General features: G+C 64.5%; 11 protein-coding genes. 6 read left to right on the top strand and 5 right to left on the bottom strand.

Features of this window, described 5'->3' with window-relative positions:
* The first annotated feature begins 7 nt into the window (after nt 1-7).
* The gene (locus HUX88_RS12550) at nt 8-415 is read left to right on the top strand and encodes a CidA/LrgA family protein (protein WP_117013482.1); all 408 of its coding nucleotides are present in this window, start codon (nt 8-10) and stop codon (nt 413-415) included.
* Nucleotides 412-1,095: an LrgB family protein gene (locus HUX88_RS12545; protein ID WP_117013481.1), complete on the top strand. Its 684-nt coding sequence runs from the start codon at nt 412-414 to the stop codon at nt 1,093-1,095. Before HUX88_RS12550 ends, HUX88_RS12545 begins: the two co-directional genes overlap by 4 nt.
* Here the strand turns inward: HUX88_RS12545 and axe2C are convergent.
* The 5 genes from axe2C to HUX88_RS12515 form a co-directional block, all read right to left on the bottom strand.
* Nucleotides 1,082-6,205 carry a bifunctional acetylxylan esterase/glucomannan deacetylase AxeC2 gene (gene axe2C, locus HUX88_RS31845; protein WP_217916309.1) on the bottom strand — a complete coding sequence of 1,708 codons (5,124 nt, stop codon included), beginning with the start codon at nt 6,203-6,205 and terminating at the stop codon, nt 1,082-1,084. The two genes, HUX88_RS12545 and axe2C, sit on opposite strands and share 14 nt — an antisense overlap.
* The gene (locus HUX88_RS12530) at nt 6,202-7,404 is read right to left on the bottom strand and encodes a glycoside hydrolase family 27 protein (RefSeq protein WP_117013480.1); all 1,203 of its coding nucleotides are present in this window, start codon (nt 7,402-7,404) and stop codon (nt 6,202-6,204) included. The genes axe2C and HUX88_RS12530 overlap by 4 nt, the downstream gene beginning before the upstream one ends.
* 11 nt (nt 7,405-7,415) lie before the next feature.
* Nucleotides 7,416-8,753 (bottom strand): cellulase family glycosylhydrolase, encoded by a 1,338-nt coding sequence (locus HUX88_RS12525; RefSeq protein WP_229219312.1) that lies wholly within the window; start codon nt 8,751-8,753, stop codon nt 7,416-7,418.
* Nucleotides 8,754-8,775: 22 nt separating this feature from the next.
* Nucleotides 8,776-10,908, bottom strand: a complete 2,133-nt coding sequence (locus tag HUX88_RS12520) for a beta-glucosidase (protein ID WP_176361999.1) — start codon at nt 10,906-10,908, stop codon at nt 8,776-8,778.
* Nucleotides 10,909-11,077: 169 nt separating this feature from the next.
* On the bottom strand, nt 11,078-12,352 hold the full coding sequence (locus tag HUX88_RS12515; RefSeq protein WP_373886785.1) for a sugar MFS transporter: 1,275 nt from the start codon (nt 12,350-12,352) through the stop codon (nt 11,078-11,080).
* A 314-nt stretch (nt 12,353-12,666) separates the two neighbouring features.
* Here HUX88_RS12515 and HUX88_RS12510 point away from each other — a divergent pair, with 314 nt between their 5' ends.
* From HUX88_RS12510 to HUX88_RS12495, 4 genes are all read left to right on the top strand, one after another.
* Complete coding sequence (locus tag HUX88_RS12510; RefSeq protein ID WP_117013476.1) at nt 12,667-13,689, top strand: LacI family DNA-binding transcriptional regulator; 1,023 nt, start codon at nt 12,667-12,669, stop codon at nt 13,687-13,689.
* A gap of 137 nt (nt 13,690-13,826) precedes the next feature.
* The gene (locus HUX88_RS12505) at nt 13,827-15,035 is read left to right on the top strand and encodes an AGE family epimerase/isomerase (RefSeq protein WP_176361976.1); all 1,209 of its coding nucleotides are present in this window, start codon (nt 13,827-13,829) and stop codon (nt 15,033-15,035) included.
* A gap of 1 nt (nt 15,036) precedes the next feature.
* A complete protein-coding gene (locus HUX88_RS12500; protein WP_176361975.1) occupies nt 15,037-15,945 on the top strand; it encodes a carbohydrate kinase in 909 nt (302 codons plus the stop codon).
* Nucleotides 15,946-16,027: 82 nt separating this feature from the next.
* Entirely contained in the window at nt 16,028-18,178 is a 2,151-nt protein-coding gene (locus HUX88_RS12495; RefSeq protein ID WP_229219311.1) for a TonB-dependent siderophore receptor, read from the top strand.
* The last annotated feature ends 556 nt before the right edge of the window (nt 18,179-18,734 follow it).

Below are 18,734 nucleotides of genomic sequence, written 5' to 3'. Positions count from 1 at the left end.
TGGACTCATGAAACGTCTCTTTTCCACTGTCGCGCAAGTGCTGTTGCTGATCGCCGCCTGGTATGGCGCCGACCGCGCGGCGTCCTGGCTCGGGCTGCCCTTCTCCGGCGGCATTGTCGGCCTGCTGGCGATGGTCGCGCTGCTGCTGAGCGGCGCGGTGCGCCCGGCCGCCGTCGAACATGGCGCGGACTGGCTGCTGTCGAATATGCTGCTGTTCTTTATTCCGCTGGTGGTGTCGGTGGTGCAGTTCACCGGCCTGCTGAAGAGCGAGGGCTTGCGGCTGTTCGCCGCGATTGGCCTCGGCTTCATCGCCGTGCTGCTGGCCACCGCGTTCACAGTCGAATGGGTGTGCAGGCTGGATCGCGGCCGCCGCCTGCGACGCTTGCGCGTACAACGCAAGGGAGCACCGGCATGAAACCCCTGCTGTTCCTGCTGCTGACGCTCGGCCTGTTTTACGCGAACCAGGCCTTGTACCGGCGCTACCGCTACTTCTGGCTCACGCCGGCCATCGCCACGTCCGCCATCCTGATCGCCGTGGTGGAGCTGTCGTCCACGCCGTTCTCGCAATACTTCGGCGATACCCGTTGGCTGCCTTGGCTGCTCGGCCCCGCGACCGTGGCCTTTGCGCTGCCGATCTACCAGTACCGCGATCTGGTGAAGCAGCATTGGCTGGCGCTGGGCCTGGGGAGTTGCGCGGGCATCGCCGCCTCGGTGGGCAGCACGCTGTTGCTGGACCGCCTGCTTGGCCTGCACGGCAGCATGGCGCAAAGCCTGTTGGCGCGGTCGGTGTCCACGCCGTTCGCGCTGGAGGCGACGCGGCACCTGGGCGGCTCCGCCCAGCTGACGGGAATATTCGTCATCATCACCGGATTATTCGGCATCCTGCTGGGACAGGCGCTGCTTGGCCTGATGCCGCTGCGGATGCGTATCGCGCGCGGTGCGCCGTTCGGCGCGGCGGCCCATGGCTTCGGGCTGACCACCGCGCGTCAGATAGGCCCACAGGAAGGTGCAGTCGCCAGCCTGACCATGATCTTCAGCGGCATCCTGATGGTATTACTGGCGCCGTGGCTGGGGACCGTGCTTACCAGTGCATGATGGCGCGCACCTGCGGCAGCAGGTCGTTGGCGATGCTGGCGGTTTGCTCCCTGGTCGGATGGCCGTCGGTGGCATCGCCGGGATAGGGCTGCGATGCGACGTAATGCACGCGCTGGTCGCCGGTGCGGCGTACCGTCTCGTTCAGGTAGTCCACCAGCGCTGTTTTCTTTTCCCCTGTCTGCAGGCCGCCTTCGGTCAGCACGATCTGCGCTTGCGGGTGATCCGCCAGCAGCATCCGCACCAGCCGCACGTAGGCCTGCACATAAGGCTCGCGCTCCGGTATGCCGGGATTGACATCGTTGTTGCCGATGGCGCTGATGATCAGGTCCGGCCGATAGCCGCGCTGGTCCCACCGTACCGGATGCGCCTTGTCCGCAATCGTCAGTTGGTAGTAGTCGGCCAGGTTCAGCTCATCGGTCTTGTTGTCCCAGGTTCGTACCAGACCGCGTCCACCATAGCAGACCAGCTGCACTTGCGCGTGCAGCTGCCGCGCCATCAGCATGCCGTACGATGCGCGGGCGTTCCACCATGATGGCTCCTTCTTCGCCCCCGGCACGCGGTCGATGGCTTCGCCGCAGGTGACGGAATCGCCCAGCATCAGCAACTTGCGCTCCGGGAGAACGGGAGCCGGTTGCCACTGGCCGTCCGTCTCGAAGCGCAGCAGCGCGGCGGTGCCGTGCCAGGTTTCGGAGCGGTTGACGATTTCCACCTCATGCGGGCCGGCACTGGCGCCCTCCACCAGCGTCAGCGTCTGCCGGCCCGGCGACAACCTGACTTTACGGGCCTCGCCATGGTCGACGATCACGTCCAGATAGCTGTTGCCGCCGCTGGCTTCCATCACCGCGTCCAGGCGCGTGCCGTGGAAGTTCAGGTAGAAGCTCACGCCGGGATAGCCGAAACGCACCGCGCCATCGTCGCGTATCTCGGCGCGACCCATGCGCGCCACGTGCGGATCGGCTGCGGCTATCGGCTCGGCGCCCATCAACTTGCGCAGATCCGGCAGCATCGCGTCGGACCAGATCTGGTAGCCCTTGGCGGTTGGATGCAGGAAGTCCGCCATCACCTCGGGCGACATGTCGCCATCCGATTGCAGGAAGTGTGCGCCATAGTCGTGGAAGAAGACATGGCGGCCATCATCCAGTTTGGCGATCATGCGGTTCAACTCCGCGACCTGCGCGCGCTTGGGGCTCTTGGCCGATTGGTCGTACGGCAGCACGGCGTTCAGCAGCACGCGTGCATCGGGATACAGCGTGCGCAGTTTTCCCAAGACCGCCTGTACGCCGTCGAACACCTCGCCCGGCGTGGCGCTGCAATGGAAGAAATTGTTCACGCCTATCGTCAACACCACGACCTTGGGATGCAGCTTGTCCGCGTGGCCGTTCTCCAGGCGCCACAGCACGTTGCCGGTGTGATCGCCGCCGATGCCGAAGTTGGCCGGATGCCAGGCGCCGAAGGACTGCTCCCATATCGCCTTGTTCCAGCCTTCGGTGATCGAATCGCCGACGAACAGCAGGTCCACGCCGCCCGCATCGGCGATCGCTGTCTGGTCGCGGAACATCTGCTGCCAGCGCTGCACGGTCATCCACGAGTACTCCACCTTGCGCGGAACCGGCGTGGCGCCGCATGCGCTACCGTCGCCAGTCAGACCGGCTTCGCTGCCGATGGCCAGAGATTGCGGCGCCACATTCCAGCCGCGCAGGTCCAGCCGCACATCGCCCTGCCCTTTGAAGGCGACGGTGACGGTGCGCGCCTCGCCCGGCATCAGGCCCAGATAGTTATCCGAGTAATAGACCGGCAAAATGCGTTCGCCAGCCGCGTTGAACAACGTCAGCTTGCCGCCCAGCGCGGGCGCGGCGTTGCGGTTGCTGAGCGTGACCTCCAGCTTGCGCTCTCCATCCGGCGTGGTTTTGGCCCAGCGCGCGGAGGCGCCCAACTGCACGGCGGCCAGTTTGTTCAGCTCCTGCTGGTCCGCCGGCGTGGCGCTCGGCCAGTAGACGTTCTGCGACAGCTGGTTGCCGGCGGCGTCCTTCAGGCTAAGTTTCAGCACGATCAGCTTGTGCTGCGCCAGCAGCGCGCCGATGCCGACATCGATGTTCTCCGATGTGGACACGGCGGCCACCTGCACCGGCCGGTCGCCGTGGCCGACCATCCTGCCATCCACCGTCCACGCGGACCACGACAGCGTCGCACCTTCCAGCGCGGTTGCAGGATTGTTCACCACCATCAGCTGATAATCCGGCAGGTTCATTTGCACATGCACCGGCTCGGCCGCGCTCTTCACGCCATAGTAGGCGCCGTGCGTGTCGTAATCGTGGCTCAGGATCTGCCACATGGTGCTGGGCCATGCCGGCTGCGTCATCCACAGCATTCGGCCGCTGTTCTGGCGCCACAAGCCGGCGTTCATGCCTTCAAAGATGGCACGGTGGCTCTCATAGTTAAGCAGCTGCGCCTTGCGCTCGAAGTCCGCCAGCGAGGCCGGCGCGCCGTACTCGCTCGCCATCGCCGTCGTGAAAGACTTGATGCTGCCGTTGCCGTCCGGGTGCCAGTCGTGATAGCTGACGGTGTCGCCCAGCGGCCACTGGTCGGTGGCCGGCACCGCAGCCTGCAGCGCCTCCACCGTCGGGAAGGACGGCGTGCCCACCTCCACCGAGAAGCCCCTGGCGTGCTCGGTGAAATAGCTGGCCGGAGCCTGGTAGTTGTATGGGCCGCTGTTCTGCAGGTTGATGCGGTTGGAGCTGCCGGTGTACCAGCGCGTGCCGTCCAGCTGGTAGATCATCGCCTCCAGCGCCTCGTTCAGCACCGGCTGCGGCACGCCCTCGTTACGGCCGAACCACAGCACCACCGACGGGTGATTGCGATAGCGCTTGACCACGTCGCGCGCATTGTCGACGAACAGATTGACGTCCTGCGGCTCCAGGTTGTAATCCTGCGTCGAGGCCCAGAAGTCGTTCAGCACCATCAGGCCGTATTCGTCGGCCAGGTCGAAGAAGGCGTCCTCGGTGTTCTGCCCCACCCAGTTGCGGATGATGTTGACGTTGGCATCGCGGTGCAGGCGGAAGTAAGGCTCCAGCCGTTCACGCTCGATGCGCTTGCGCCAGTCTTCCGTGCCCCAGTTGCCGCCGCGAGCGGCGATGCGTACGCCATTGACCTTGATGACCAGGAAGGGACTGAGCGTGGTCTCTTCCAATGGACGGATCGCCGCCGTGCCGTCGGCCTCGGGCCGCAATCCGGTGGCCCAGTTATTATCGGACAGTTTTTTGATCGCCTGGTGGCGCGCGTCGGTGATGTGCACGCCCAGTTCGCGGCCCTTGGTGAAGTCCGCTTCCACGCGGCGCAGATGGCCGCTTTGATCGACCAGCGACAGTTCGTACGTTACTGCGCGCACGCCGAAACGACTGCTGGCCTGGTCCGACAGCTGCGCGCCTTGCAGTACTTCGAGCTTCAGATCGTGCAGGTCCGGCGCGCCGTAGCCGTTCGGCCACCACAGCTTTGGATGCTGGAGCCTGAGCGCGACGAAATCGGCCCGCGTGAAGCGCACGCTTTGCTCACCCGGCGCCAGCGTCACGTTCTTGCTGACCAGGATAGGCTTCATGCCACCGTCGCGCCGGCTGATGGTGGCGCGCACCGTCGCCCGCAGCGAGGCCTTGGACAGATTGGTCACGGCGGCTTCGATGCTGACGTCGGCCACACTGTTGTCGGCCTTGGGCAGCGCGGTGATGACTTGCGCATCGCCGAGTTTGAGCTCGCGCGTGGCGCGCAGTTCCACGTCCTGCCACAGGCCTGTGTTACGGTCGCGGACGGACGGTATCCAGTCCCACCCTTCGGAGGCGATGAAGGTCGGGCCATCCTGCGCCAGCGTGCCGCCGTTCTCGCCAGCGCCGGCGGTCATCGATTCCTCTTGCGGCAAACCGGGATGCGGTGGCGGCGAGACCTTGACGGCGATGACGTTCTGGCCTTTGAGCTTCAGGTAAGGGCTGATATCGAAGGTGCCCCGCACGAAGGCCCCCTTCATCCCACCCAGCTTGCGGCCGTTGATCCACACTTCCGCCTCGTAGTTCACGCCCTTGAAGGTCACGAACAGGTGCTGGCCAGCCTTGAATGCGGCTGGCAGTTCGAACGGCGTGCGATACCAGTAATCCTGCTTGTTCAGCGATTCGGGGATCGCCAGGTTGTTGAGGCCATAATCGGGATCGGGATAGACACCACGGTCGACCAGCGTGGTCAGCACGGTGCCGGGCGTGGTGGCTTGATACCAGCCGGCTGCATCGAACCCGGACGACGATATCTGCGCGGGCGTTGCGCGCACTTGCGGCGCCGCCTGCAGCTTCCACGACTTGAGAGTCCAGAGATTCGGGCCGCCCTGCGCCAGCGCCGGGCCGTTGTAGGCCGGCTTGGCCTTTGGCTCCTGCAACGGCGATCCCGATTTCGGCAGCGTCCAAGGATCCTGCGGCGCGGTCTGGCCGTACATCTGGCGGACCTGGATGGGCCACGACGGGCTGCCGGTCTCGAAATTGATCAGCGCTTCGCTGGGCTGGGCCGCAACCGCAGCATGCACCGCTTCCGCATCCAATGCCGCGTTGCCGACTACGAAGCCCGCGATGCGGCCCGCGTACCCGGCGCCGGCTCGGCTGCGCGGCGCCAGCGATATCTGCGCAGCCGAATTACCGTCGCCCGCCCGGGACGCCGGCAACGCCACGTCGCGCTGAGCGACGGCGCTGCCGTTCGCGTACAGCGTCATCGTCCTGCCGTCATAGCTGGCGGCCAGGTGAACCCACTCGCCGGACGCAAGCACCAGCGGTGAAACCACCTCCACGCCATAGCCGCAGAAGCCGAACTTGCCGTCCACGCTGCACAGGAACCATCCAATGCCTGCCTGGGCGCCGGTCACGCCAGCCATCAACGTGCGGCCGGGTACCGCTTCCGATGGCTTGAACCAGCCACTCACGCTAAACGGCTGCGATTGGGCCGAAGTGAAGATCTCGCCCTGCATCACCTTCTTCAACAAGCCATCGCTGGCGGCCGGGAACTCCGCGTTGTATGGCCCCCAATGGTCGCCCGCCCACGCCCCGGAACATGCCAGCACCGCCAGCAGCATCAACTTGCGGTTCATCCGCGCACCTTCAGGCGTAACAGCAGCACGCTATGCGGCGCGAGTTTGCTTTCGAGCTTCTTGCTGGTGTCGCCGGATTTTCCACTCCAGATTTCGGTCCAGTTGTAGACGGTGTTCTTGAAGTCCGCCTCGCGCTTGCTCAGGTCATCGCCGATGACGTGCTTCTTCCAGTCGTAACTGATCATGGCTGCCTGTTCGCCGCGGTTAAGCACCATCACCGCCCAGTCGCCGCCGGCCAGCGGCTTGGCCCAGTATTCCAGTTGGGCGCCGTCCATATACTTCAAGGCCTGCACGCCCAGCTTGTCCTGGCTGATCGCAATCGCGTCCTTGTTGACCAGGATGCGGCGCGTGGCCTCGGGCATGCTGCGCAAATCGTTCCCCATGATCAGCGGCGACGCCATCATCGCCCAGATGGAGAAGTGCGCGCGGTCCTCGTCCTCGCTCATGCCGTTGCCCACTTCGAGCATGTCCATATCGTTCCAGTGCCCCGGGCCGGCGAACTTGCGCAGGCCGGCCTGCTTGTCGAGTATCCGCAGCACGCCGAACTGCGACCACGAGCCGTGATTGAACTCGCAGTCCCAGCATGGATAGATATCGCCGGTGGTGCGCCAGGAATGGCCGACATCCGCCGCCCATTCCCATGGCTTGCTTTCGCCCCATTCGCACATGCTGAACATCATCGGCCGGCCCGCGCTGCGGATCGCGTCGCGCATGGTGGTGTAGGCGCCGACGGCACTCAGGCCCTTGCTATCGCACCAGTCGTACTTGACGTAGTCTATGCCCCACGATGCGTAGGTGATCGCGTCCTGGTACTCGTGTCCACGGCTGCCGGGATGACCGCCGCAGGTGGTCGCGCCCACGTCCGAATAGATGCCCAGCTTGAGCCCCTTGCTGTGCACATAGTCCGCCAGTGCCTTGATCCCCGAGGGGAAGCGCTCCGCGTTGGGACGGATCACGCCGTCCTTGTCGCGCGTCCCGTGCCAGCAATCGTCGATGTTGACGTACTCGTAGCCCGCATCCTTCAGGCCCAGCTTGACCATCGCGTCGGCGGTGTCGCGTATCAGCTGCTCGTTGATGTTGCAGGCGAAGGTGTTCCAGCTGTTCCAGCCCATTTGCGGCGTGGCGCCCAACCCTTCGAACTTCTGTGCGCCGGCGTTTGCGCAGACTACCATCGCCAACAAGATCAACAAGCGTTTCAAAGGGCCACTCCTCAGTGTTTGATGGCGTGCAGACGGTCGGCGTATTCCTTGATCAGTAATAGCGAGCTGACGTCGGAGTCGAACACCGAGTACAGGCCCTGCTCTTCCTGCGGCGGATCGCCGACGAAGTCATTCCCCGGTTTCCACCAGTAGTCCGCATTGGCCGCACGGCCGGCGCCGCCCCAGGCCCAGAAGTTGAAGCCGGCGATCGGGTCGCCCTTGCTGGCGCGCCGGTAGATGATGTCGAACACCTCGCGGTAGAAGCGGTCGCGGATCTTAGTGGAGGCCTTGACGCTGAACGAAGGACCGTCGCGGTCCAGACCAAACTCCTCCAGCACGATAGGCTTGTTCAGCTTCTTCGCCAGCTCGATGTGCGAGTTCAGATAATCGCGGCTCTTGGCGATGGCGCCGTCCCAGCTGCCGATTGGATCCTTCGAATCGAACCAGCCCCAGTTCTTCGGCCACAAATGATAGGTCAGGTAATCGATGTTGTGGGTGCGGTGGGCATCCTGGTAGAGCTGTGCGTCCTGCGCGGAACCGGCCAGGCCCTCGCTGCCGCTGCTGACCATATGGTTCTTGTCCAGGCTATGGATGTAGCCCGCCACCTCGTCCACCCACTTGACATAGACCGCCTTTTCCTCGGGCGTGGCCGCGCCGCTGCCGGGACGCGGTTCGTTCGCCAGTTGCCATGACATGATGCTGGCATCCTCGGAATACGGCTTGCCGGTGATGGTGTTGACGCGCTTGACGATCTTCGCGATCACGTTGCGGTACTCGGCCTGCGCGGCGGCGTTGCGATAGAAGCCGGCGGTCTTCTTCATGAAATCGTCGTATTCATGGGTGACGTTCGGGTCCAGTGCCGGCGTACCCTCGAACCAGTTCAGGTACTGCGTCATACCGCCCGACCATTGCCAGAAGTTGTTCAGGTAGAGCACCACCGTCATGTCGCGCTTGGCCACTTCGGCCAGCAGGAAATCCAGGCCGGCCAGCAGTTCCTCGTCGTACTGGCCCGGCGCCGCCGTGGTGGCGGGGCGAACGGCGCTCTTCATCTCGGTCTTCTCGGATACCGCCAGCACGCGCAGGTTGTTGATGCCCAGCGCGCGCATATTGTCCAACTCCTTCAGCAGGCGCGCACGCTCGCCAACTCCGCTTGCCGCGCCGAGGTAGCCGCCATACCAGAAGTTCGCGCCGACGATGTAGTAGGCCTGGCCTTTGCGGCTGAAGTGGGTCTTTTTCACGCTGACGAAATCGGCCTTGCCGGCGCCGCCGTGGGCGTCGTTAGCGCTAACAATACCGCAAGCGCTTAACATCAAGGCGGCCGCGCAGAATTTATATAGTTGTCTCATCATTTCGCTCTTTTTTATGGTTGGTTTATTTGCCGGCTTTGCCGGCGACATCCAGTACACGCTGCGGCAGTTGCACGGTAATGCTGGCCGCTCCGGTATCCGCCGCGTCATGCGCCAGCAGCACCTTGTAGCCGCCCCTGGCGATGCGCCAGGTCTTCGAACGGCTGTCGAACATCGCCAGCAGGCGCGGATCGACGCTCACGCTGACTTCCTTGGTTTCACCCGGCGCCAGTTCGACCTTGTCCCAGCCGGCCAGGCGCTTGGGTGCTTCCCACTTCGCACCCTGCGGCGCCACATACAGCTGCGGCACGTCCTTGCCCTTTACGGCGCCGGTGTTGGTAACCTTGAAGCGCAATTGCAGCTTGCCGTCCTTCTGGCTCGCGGCCAGACCGGAGTAGGCGAACTGCGTGTACGACAGGCCGTGACCGAACGGGAACAGCGGCTTCAAGCCTTTCAGGTCGAACCACTTGTAGCCGACCGCCGCGCCTTCATGGTAATTGACGTCGAAGCGTTTGCTCTCGTCCTTCGGATCGCCGTCGAGCACCGGCCGTGGCAGCTGGCTTGCCGACACCGGAAAGGTCGCAGGCAAGCGGCCCGACGGATTGACCTCGCCGAACAGCACGCGGGCGATGGCCTCGCCGCCACTCGTGCCGGCATACCACGCCTGCACCACGGCGGCGGTCACGCCCCAGCCAGGCATCAGCATCGGGGCCGCCGGTCTCAGCACCACCACCGTCTTCGGATTGGCCTTGGCCACGGCGGAGATCAGCGCATCCTGATTGTCCGGCAGCGACAGCGAGACGGCGTCCACCGATTCGCCCACCCACTGCTGCGCGAACACCAGAACCACATCGGCATCGGCCGCCGCGCGGGCTGCTGCCGCGGCATCCACGCCATCGTGATAGACCACGCTGGCGCCCGGCGCGCGCGCCTGGATCGCCTTCAACGGCGACGACGGATGGTAGACCACCGGCCCAGGCCAGGTGGCCGGCCCGATGCCGGTGACGGCGCTGCCGCCCACCGGATACACCAGCGATGATCCGCCGCCGGCCAGCACGCCCACGTCCGCGTGCGCGCCGATGACGACGATCTTTTTCGCACCGGCCTTCAACGGCAGCACGCCGCCGGCGTTCTTCAGCAGGACCATGCCATCCTCCGCGTCGGTGCGGCTGACCACACCGTGCGCGGCGAAGTCGATCGTCCCGCCTTCGGCCACAGGATGGTCGACGACGCCCTTGTCGAACATGGCGCGCAGGATGCGGAACACCATATTGTCCAGCCGCGCCTGCGGCACATGGCCGTTGGCGACCGCCTCCTCCAGCGCGGCGCCGAAGTAAGCGCTCTTGTCGAACTCCCACGCCGATTCCTGATCGAGGCCGTTGTTGGCGGCTGCCACGGTGCTGTGCACCGCGCCCCAGTCGGACATGACGTAGCCCTTGTAGCCCCAATCCTTCTTCAGCACCTGGTTGAGCAGGTAGTCGCTCTCGCAAGCGTAGGCGCCGTTCAGGCGGTTATAGGCGCACATGACGGAGCCGGGGTCGGACTGCTCCAGCACCATCTGGAATGCCAGCAGGTCGGACATGCGGTTCTCGGCGTCGCCGATGCGGCTGTCGAGGATGAAGCGGCCGGTCTCCTGGTCATTGACGGCGAAGTGCTTCATCGTCGCGATCACATGATTCGACTGGATGCCCTTGACCTGCTGCCCCACCATGGTGGCGGCCAGCAGCGGGTCTTCACCTGCGTATTCGAAATTGCGGCCGTTGCGCGGTTCGCGCAACAGGTTCACGCCGCCGGCCAGCATCACGTTGAAACCGGAGGCGCGCGCCTCGGCGCCTATCATCGCGCCGCCGTTGTAGGCCAGCTTGCGGTCCCAGGTGGCGGTAGTGGCCAGGCCGGATGGCAATGAGGTGCGTTCGCGAGGAGTCTTTGTGGCCTGTGTCGCCACGCCCAGGCCGGCGTCGGTCTCGAACAAGGCCGGCAAACCAACGCGCGGCGTGCCGGGAATATAACCCGCCGAGAAAGGCAACGCGGCGGGATTGCGCTTCTTGTCGCCGAAGTCGGAGCCGAACCAGCCCATCGCCCAGCTCAGTTTCTCCTTCTGCGTCATGGCATTCAGTGCGAGTTCCGCGCGGCGGTCGGCGCTCAGCGACGTGTCCATCCAGGTACGCTCGGCCACGGGAACGGCGCCGGGCGTTGCGGCCTCGCCGGCGTATTGCCGGCAAGGCCGCGGCGACGACGATGACCGTGGCGGCGGCGAGCGCCATCGCCACCGCCAGCGCGATCGCCAGCGGACGTAAATTCAGATCGGTACGCATGGTTTCTCTTTCTCAGCGGTTGGAGTACATGCCGGCGTATTTCACGCCGAAGTAGAGAATGAAGGTATAGCAGGCGGCCGGCACGAAGAACGACCATTGCAGTCCGATGGAATCGGCCAGCAGGCCTTGTACGAAGGGCACGACGGCGCCGCCGACGATGGCCATGCACAGGATGCCGGAACCCTGGCCGGTCTGTTTGCCCAACTTGTGCAGCGCCATGCTGAAGATGGTCGGGAACATGATGGAGTTGAACAGGCCGACCGCGATGATGGCCCACATGGCGACCGTGCCGCTGCCGAAGATGGCCGTCAGGATCAGCGCGATGGAGGCCGCCGAGTTGAACGCCAGCGCCTTGCCCGGACTGACGTAGCGCATCACGGCGAAGCCGATGAAACGGCCAACCATGGCACCACCCCAGTAGTAGCTGACGTAGTGCGCCGCGGCGCCCGCAGGCAGGCTGGCGACATTGGCCTCGCCAAGGAAGTTAATCAGGAAGCTGCCGATGCTGACCTCACCACCCACGTACAGGAAGATGCCGATCGCGCCCAGCATCAGGTGGCGGTGTGCCAGCACCGACTTCTCGACGGTGGAGATGACACCGCCCTCCTCTTCCGCGTGCGTCATTTTCGGCAGGCGCACCAGCGCAAACAGGATGGCCAATGCCAGCAACGCGGCGGCCAGCGCCAGGTATGGCATCTGCACGGCGGCGGCTTCCTCGGCCTTGGTCTTGACCAGGTTGGCCACGGCGGGCGCGCCTTCGGACAGGATCAGGATACCGCCCAGAGTGGGCGCGATGGTGGTGCCCAACGAGTTGAAGGCCTGCGTCAGCGTCAAGCGGCTCGACGCGGTGGCCGGCGCACCCAGCACCGTCACATACGGATTGGCCGCCACCTGCAGGATGGTGATGCCGCTGGCGAGCACGAAGAAGGCCAGCAGGAACAGCGCGTAGCCGTTCATCGAAGCGGGGTAGAACAGCGCGCAGCCGCCGGCCGCCAGTACCAGGCCGCTGACCGCGCCGCGCTGGTAGCCGATACGCTTGATCAGCATACCGGCCGGCAGCGAGACGATGAAGTAGGCTCCAAAGAAGCAGAACTGCACCAGCATCGCCTGTACATAATTAAGGGTATAAATCGATTTCAGGTGGGGTATCAGCACGTCGTTCAGCGACGTTAGCAGCCCCCACATGAAGAACAGCAGCGTGATAATGATCAGGGGGACGGTGTTGCCCTCCCCTGCCTGATCCGTTTGGCCGCGGGTACGCATGGCTGCCGATGCAACGTGTTCCATAAGTCTGTCTCCTGTATGGATGGTTTTTATATTAATGAAAAATATTCTGCATGCGCGCCGTCCGGTGGTCAAACATCCCGCGAAATTCGGGCCCAGTTTAGCCATCCTCACTAAACATGGCGATATAGACGGCACGCCACCGCTGCCGCGTGCCGACCGGCTAAAACTGGCATGTTTAGTAAATTGAGCTAAACTTTTGGTCTAAGTCCGCATGCTGTTTGACCGCGTGTAGATGCTTATGCAAGACTGCGTTCATACAGAATTCTGCCGATGGCCCAGCCGCGAGCAGCATCATAGAGATACTTGGAGGTTAGATGGGCAATGCCACGAATGTCGCCGGAGTGACGATACGGGATATCGCACGTGTCGCCGGGGTGTCCACAGGGACCATCTCGCGGGCGCTGAAAAACGAACCTGGTTTGACCGAGGCGACCCGTCAGATGGTGCTGGAAGCGGCGCGGGAACTGGGCTACGATTTTTGCAAGCTGCGGCCCAAGCGGCTGCGCCGCCTGACGTTCCTGCTGCACCGCCAGCACAACACCGCGTCGAGCAGCCCGTTCTACTCGCCGGTGCTGCACGGCGCGGAAGAGGCTTGCCGCAAGCAGGGCATTGTGCTGTCCTTCATGGCGGTCGGCCCGGCGGACGGCTTGATCGACCAGATACGCATGCATGCGCCGGACGGCATCGTCTGCGCCGGCTTCTTCGAACCGGAGACGCTGAGCGCCTTGCGGTCCACCGGCAAACAGCTGGTGCTGATCGATATGAAGCTACGCGGTTACAGCTCGGTCAACCCGGACAATATGATGGGCGGCTATTTGGCCACGAAACACCTGATCGACACCGGCCGCACGCGCGTGGGCTTCATTTCCGGCCCACTGTCGCACTACAGCATCCGCGAACGTGCGCGCGGCTACAGGCAGGCGCTGTTCGAGGAAGGCATCCTGGCCGATCCCCGCCTGGAGGCGGGACTGCCGGACGGGGTGGACCTCGAAACCGGGGCTTGGGAAGCGATGGAGCAGTTGCTGTCCCTGCCCCATCCGCCGGACGCCGTGTTCTGCTACAACGACAGTGCCGCGCTGGTGGCCATGCGCTGCTGTCTGGCCAAGGGTTTGAAGGTCCCGCACGATATCGCGATCGTCGGCTTCGACGACATCGCCACCGCCGTGCTGGGACACCGTCCGCTGACGACGCTGCGCATCGATAAAAAGGCGCTTGGCGCGCTGGGTGTGGAACTGCTACTCAGCGGGCAGCAGGAAGTACCGGTTGAGAAGATCGCTCCGGTGGAGCTGGTCGTCCGTGCCAGCACAGTATTCGACGGCTGGCGCATACAGAAATAGACTTTGCAATCCAGGTTACGCCGCAGGACGTTCGGTTCGCAAGAACCGCAACGAGGGGACTGCTGCGCGCCTGAAAAACACACAGGGACTGCCTTATGCGAGGCAGCCTGATTACCAACCCAAACACGGACCTGACGATGGCGCCAGATTTTCAATCCCGCTCGACGCTGCTGAACCACATACGCCACACCAAGCACTTCTACGATGACCGTTGCGTGGATGCCAGCGGCGGCTTCTATCACTTCTACAAGGACGACGGCACGGTCTACGACGCCCGCACCCGCCACCTGGTCAGCAGCACGCGCTTCGTGTTCACCTACGCGATGGCCTGGCGCCAGTTCGGCGAGGCGGCGGACCAGCAGCGCCTGCGCCACGGCCTGGACTTCCTGCGCAAGGCGCACCGCAACGCCGAAACCGGCGGCTACGCATGGCAGCTGGATTGGAACAACGGCGCGGGTACGGTCACCGACGGCACCAACCATTGCTACGGCCTGGCCTTCGTGCTGCTGGCCTACAGCCACGCGCTGATGGCCGGCGAGACCCAGGCCCGCGATTGGATCGCCGAGACCTTCGCGCTGATGGAGCGCCGCTTCTGGCAATCCGCGTACGGCCTGTATGCCGACGAAGCCAGCTCCGACTGGAGCTACCTCGATCCCTATCGCGGCCAGAACGCCAACATGCACGCCTGCGAAGCGCTGATCGCCGCCTTCGAAGCGACCGGCGATCGCGCCTACCTGCTGCGCGCCGAAACACTGGCGCGCAACATCACGCAACGCCAGGCCGCGCTGGCCGACAATCTGATTTGGGAGCACTACCACGCCGACTGGTCGGTCGACACCGAATACAACCGCCATGACAAGAGCAACATCTTCCGTCCGTGGGGCTATCAGCCGGGCCACCTGACCGAATGGGCCAAGCTGCTGCTGCTGCTGGAGCGCCACGGCGAACAGCTGGAGGGCGGAAGCCACTGGCTGCTGCCGCGCGCCGTCGAACTGTTCGACGCTGCGCTGGCCAAGGCCTGGGACCACGAGCACGGCGGCATCTACTACGGCTTCGCGCCGGACGGCAGCATCTGCGACGATCTCAAATACTTCTGGGTCCAAGCCGAGAGCCTGGCCACCGCCGCGCTGCTGGCCGCGCGCACCGGCGAGTCGCGCTACTGGACCTGGTACGACAAGATCTGGGCCTACAGCTGGGAGCATTTCGTCGATCACCGTCATGGCGCGTGGTACCGCATCCTGGGCGCCGACAACAGCAAGCTGACCGACGAGAAAAGCCCGGCCGGCAAAGTGGACTATCACACCATGGGCGCCTGCTATGAAGTGCTCAACGTTTTGAAGGATTGAGATGGCGGCCTTTCCATTATTCGTGGCGGCGGGCGAAGCGCTGACCGACATGATCGTGCAGGACCCGGCGCAGCAGCACTGGCTTAGCCAGGTGGGCGGCTCGACCTGGAACGTGGCGCGCACCATGGCCCGCTTGGATGTACCAACCGCCTTCGCCGGCGCCATCAGCCGCGACGTCTTCGGCGACGCGCTGTGGCAGGCCAGCGAGGCCGCCCGGCTGGACCTGCGCTTCATCCAGCGCTACGACAAGTCGCCGCTGCTGGCCATCGTGCACCGCACCGACCCACCGGCCTATTTCTTCGTCGGCGACGACAGCGCCGACCTGCAGTTCGACGCGGCGGCGCTGCCGCAGGACTGGCGCGCGCACTGCAAGTGGGTGCACTTCGGCGGCATCTGCCTGGCGCGCAGGCCGCTGGCGGACAAGCTGGTGGCGCTGGCCGAACAGCTCAAGCAGGACGGCGTACGCATCAGCTACGACCCCAACTACCGGCTGCTGATGGACCAACGCTACGACGCCACGCTGCGCCGCATGACGCAACTGGCGGACGTGATCAAAGTGTCGGAGGAGGACCTGGAAGGCCTGTTCCGCACCACCGATATCGACGGCGCCTTCGCCACGCTGCGAAGCTGGAACCCCGCCGCCACCTACCTGTACACCAAGGGCTCGGCCGGCGCGTCGCTGCACATCGGCGACGAGGCGTGGCACATGCCCGCGCCGCCGATCACCGTGGTCGACACCGTCGGCGCCGGCGACGCCAGCATCGCCGCGCTGGCGTGGAGCATGATGCATCGCCCGCAGCAGCAGCCGTTGCAGCATCTGGGCTTCGCCGTGGCCGCAGGCGCCGCCGCTTGCCTGGCGCCGGGCGCATCGCCGCCATCGCTGGCGCAGATCGAGGCGCTGCTCACGTAAAAAACGGCTGCGCCGTCATACGGGCGTCATACACGATCGATAAGATAGCGGGCTTTATATTGCCCCTCTTCTTTAGGTCCTTATGCGCCCGACTACTCCCTTCGTTAAATCCCGTTTGCACCTGGCCCTCGCGGCCGCCGGCCTGTGCGCCTTGCACGGCGCGGCCTTCGCCACTGAAGACGGCGGCGAAGGCGCGCTGTCCAAGGTCGTCATCAAGGCGACGGTGGAAAAGAAAAAGCTCGGCGACAGCGTCAGCGGCGGCGCCCTGGGGCGCAAGTCGGAACTGGATACGCCCTTCTCCACCAAGGCTGTCAGCAGCGACGAGATCGAAGACCGCCTGGCCACCAGCATCTCCGAAGTGCTGAAGTACGACGCCTCGGTCACCGCCATCAGCCCGCCGATCAGCACCCACCCTGCCACCATCCAGATGCGCGGCCTGCGCCTCGATGACCTGAACGGCTACAAGATCAACGGCCTGGCCAACATCAACCGCGGCACCGAAATGCCGCTGGAGATGTTCGAGAGCGTGGAAGTACTCAAGGGCCTGACCGGCTTTATGTACGGCTTCGGTTCGCCGGGCGGCATCGTCAACTACGTCAGCAAGCGCCCCACCACCGACAAGAGCTTCAGCGCGGCCATGGGCTACCAGGAAGGCGGCGCGATCAAGGAACATATCGACACCGGCGGACGCCTGGGCGACGAAGGCGGTTTCGGCTACCGTCTGAACCTGCTGCACGAAGACGGCGGCGTGCAGGAGGAAAGCGGCTCGATCAAGCGCAACGCGGCGGGCCTGAACCTGGAATGGCGCGTCTCCAACGACGTGGCGCTGACCTACGACGCGATCTACCAGCGGCGCAAAAGCGTGGGCGGCACCGACGTGGTGATCTCGCCGCTATACGTGGTGCCCAAGCCGGTCGCCGGAGACACCAAACTTAATAGCATCGGCGCTGGCAGCGATGTCGAATACTCGCTGTCCACCGTCGGCATGGAATACCGCATGAGCCCAGAATGGGTGGCGAACCTGTCGTACCGCACCTCGAGTTCGACGCGCGTCTACAAGAAGGACCAGTACTACATCACCAGCAACAAGGCCGACTACAAGGACCGCGTCACCTCCGAACTGCACGGCTATCACTTCGACCAGGCGCAGGCCAGCTTCGAAGGCAGGATCAACGCCTTCGGCCTGGCGCACGAAATCGTCGCCGGCGTGAGCTCGCAAAACCTGTCCTCGACCTCCTCGGCGGTCACGCCCAAGACCTATCTGGGCACCGGCAACCTGTATGCACCCAACATCATCAACGTCGACGGCATCAACTGGAGCGGCGGCACCTACCGCGACGAAGCCACCCGCCAGGAGGCGGCCTTCGCCAGCGATACCGTCAAGCTGACCGACAACTGGTCGGTGCTGGCCGGCGCCCGCTACACGCGCTACAACGACAACGCCTACTCCACCAAGGGCGCGGTCATCGCCAACTACCCCGCACAGCGCACCACGCCCACCGTGGCCCTGATGTACAAGCCGGCCGCCGACACCACCGTCTACGGCAGCTACGTCGAGGCGATGGAGCAGGCTTCCAGCGCGCCGACGTCCACCGTCAACGCCAACCAGACCTTCGCTCCGCTCAAGAGCAAGCAGGCCGAAGTCGGCATCAAGACGGAGCGCAGCTTCTGGAACGCCAGCGCGGCGCTGTTCCACATCAAGCGTGGCGCGCAGTACACCAACGGCGCCAACGTCTTCGTGGAAGACGGCGAAACCAAGTACCAGGGCGTGGAATTCAACACCGTGGTGCAGGCAACCAAGAACCTGTCGATCGAGGGTGGCCTGATGCTGCTCGACGCGATGCTGGAAAACGCCGCTCCCGGCTTCAGCGGCAAGCGCGCGGTCGGCGCGCCCCGCCGCCAGGTGTCGGTGCAGGCGACCTGGCGCGACGTATTGCCTGGCCTGGCGCTGCACGCCGGCACGCAATACCTGGGCGAGCTGCCGATGGTTAAGCCAGCGTCCAACACGCGCCGGCCTACGGCTGTTCGACGCGGGCTTCAACTTCTGCGTCACCGCTGCGCTGGCAAGATGGTCAGCGTGCGCCAACATCTCAACATCGCCAGCCGCAAATACTGGACCTACTACCAGGAGAACTACCTGAACGATGGGATCGCGCGCCATCAGCGTGAATGTTCGCGTGAACTTCTAAGCCATGAAACCACACGCCTCGCGGCCATCGCCTGTCCTGTTTAGCTTGTTGAATGCGTCCGGCGAAGCTGTATTACCAGACCGGAGCCGCCGTATCAACGCGCAGCCTTCAACTACGAAACGCCGCAAGGCTACCTGCGCGCGGTCTACACCCAGCTGTGGCGCGGCGCAGGTCGCGCAGCCCCAGGCAGCATGAAGACTGCATAGCTTTGGCAGCTGGCGGAAGGAGAAGGCGCTGACGCCGCTGGGCCGGCGCCGAGATTGGGCGACGCGATCTTCTACAAATGATGAAAGCCAATGCGCTGTTGGGCTACGGCGTAGTGGCCGGCATCACCAAGCCTGGCTACGGCAGCTTGAGACCATGCAAGGCGTGACGGGCACAAGCAGCTGGCCAGGCACATGGTCCGCCGCTTGCCGCAGCTGTTCGCTGGCAGCAAGTGGCCGCGCAACGCCGCATCCTGCTCGTCACCTCCGGCAGGACCGCGCGGTCGACAGCGGCAGTATTCGCCGGTTCGCTGGTGGCGCAGCAACCCAAGCTGCAAGCGCTGATCCGTGCGTCCGCCATCGCGATCGCCGCGCGCGGAAACGAATCCACGACAGC

This window comes from Duganella sp. BJB1802 (assembly GCF_013369445.1).
GTDB classification, from domain to species: Bacteria; Pseudomonadota; Gammaproteobacteria; order Burkholderiales; family Burkholderiaceae_D; genus Rugamonas; species Rugamonas vulcania_A.
The sequence above is the reverse complement of the archived record's forward strand: the minus strand, read 5'-3'. Positions and strand labels throughout refer to the sequence as shown.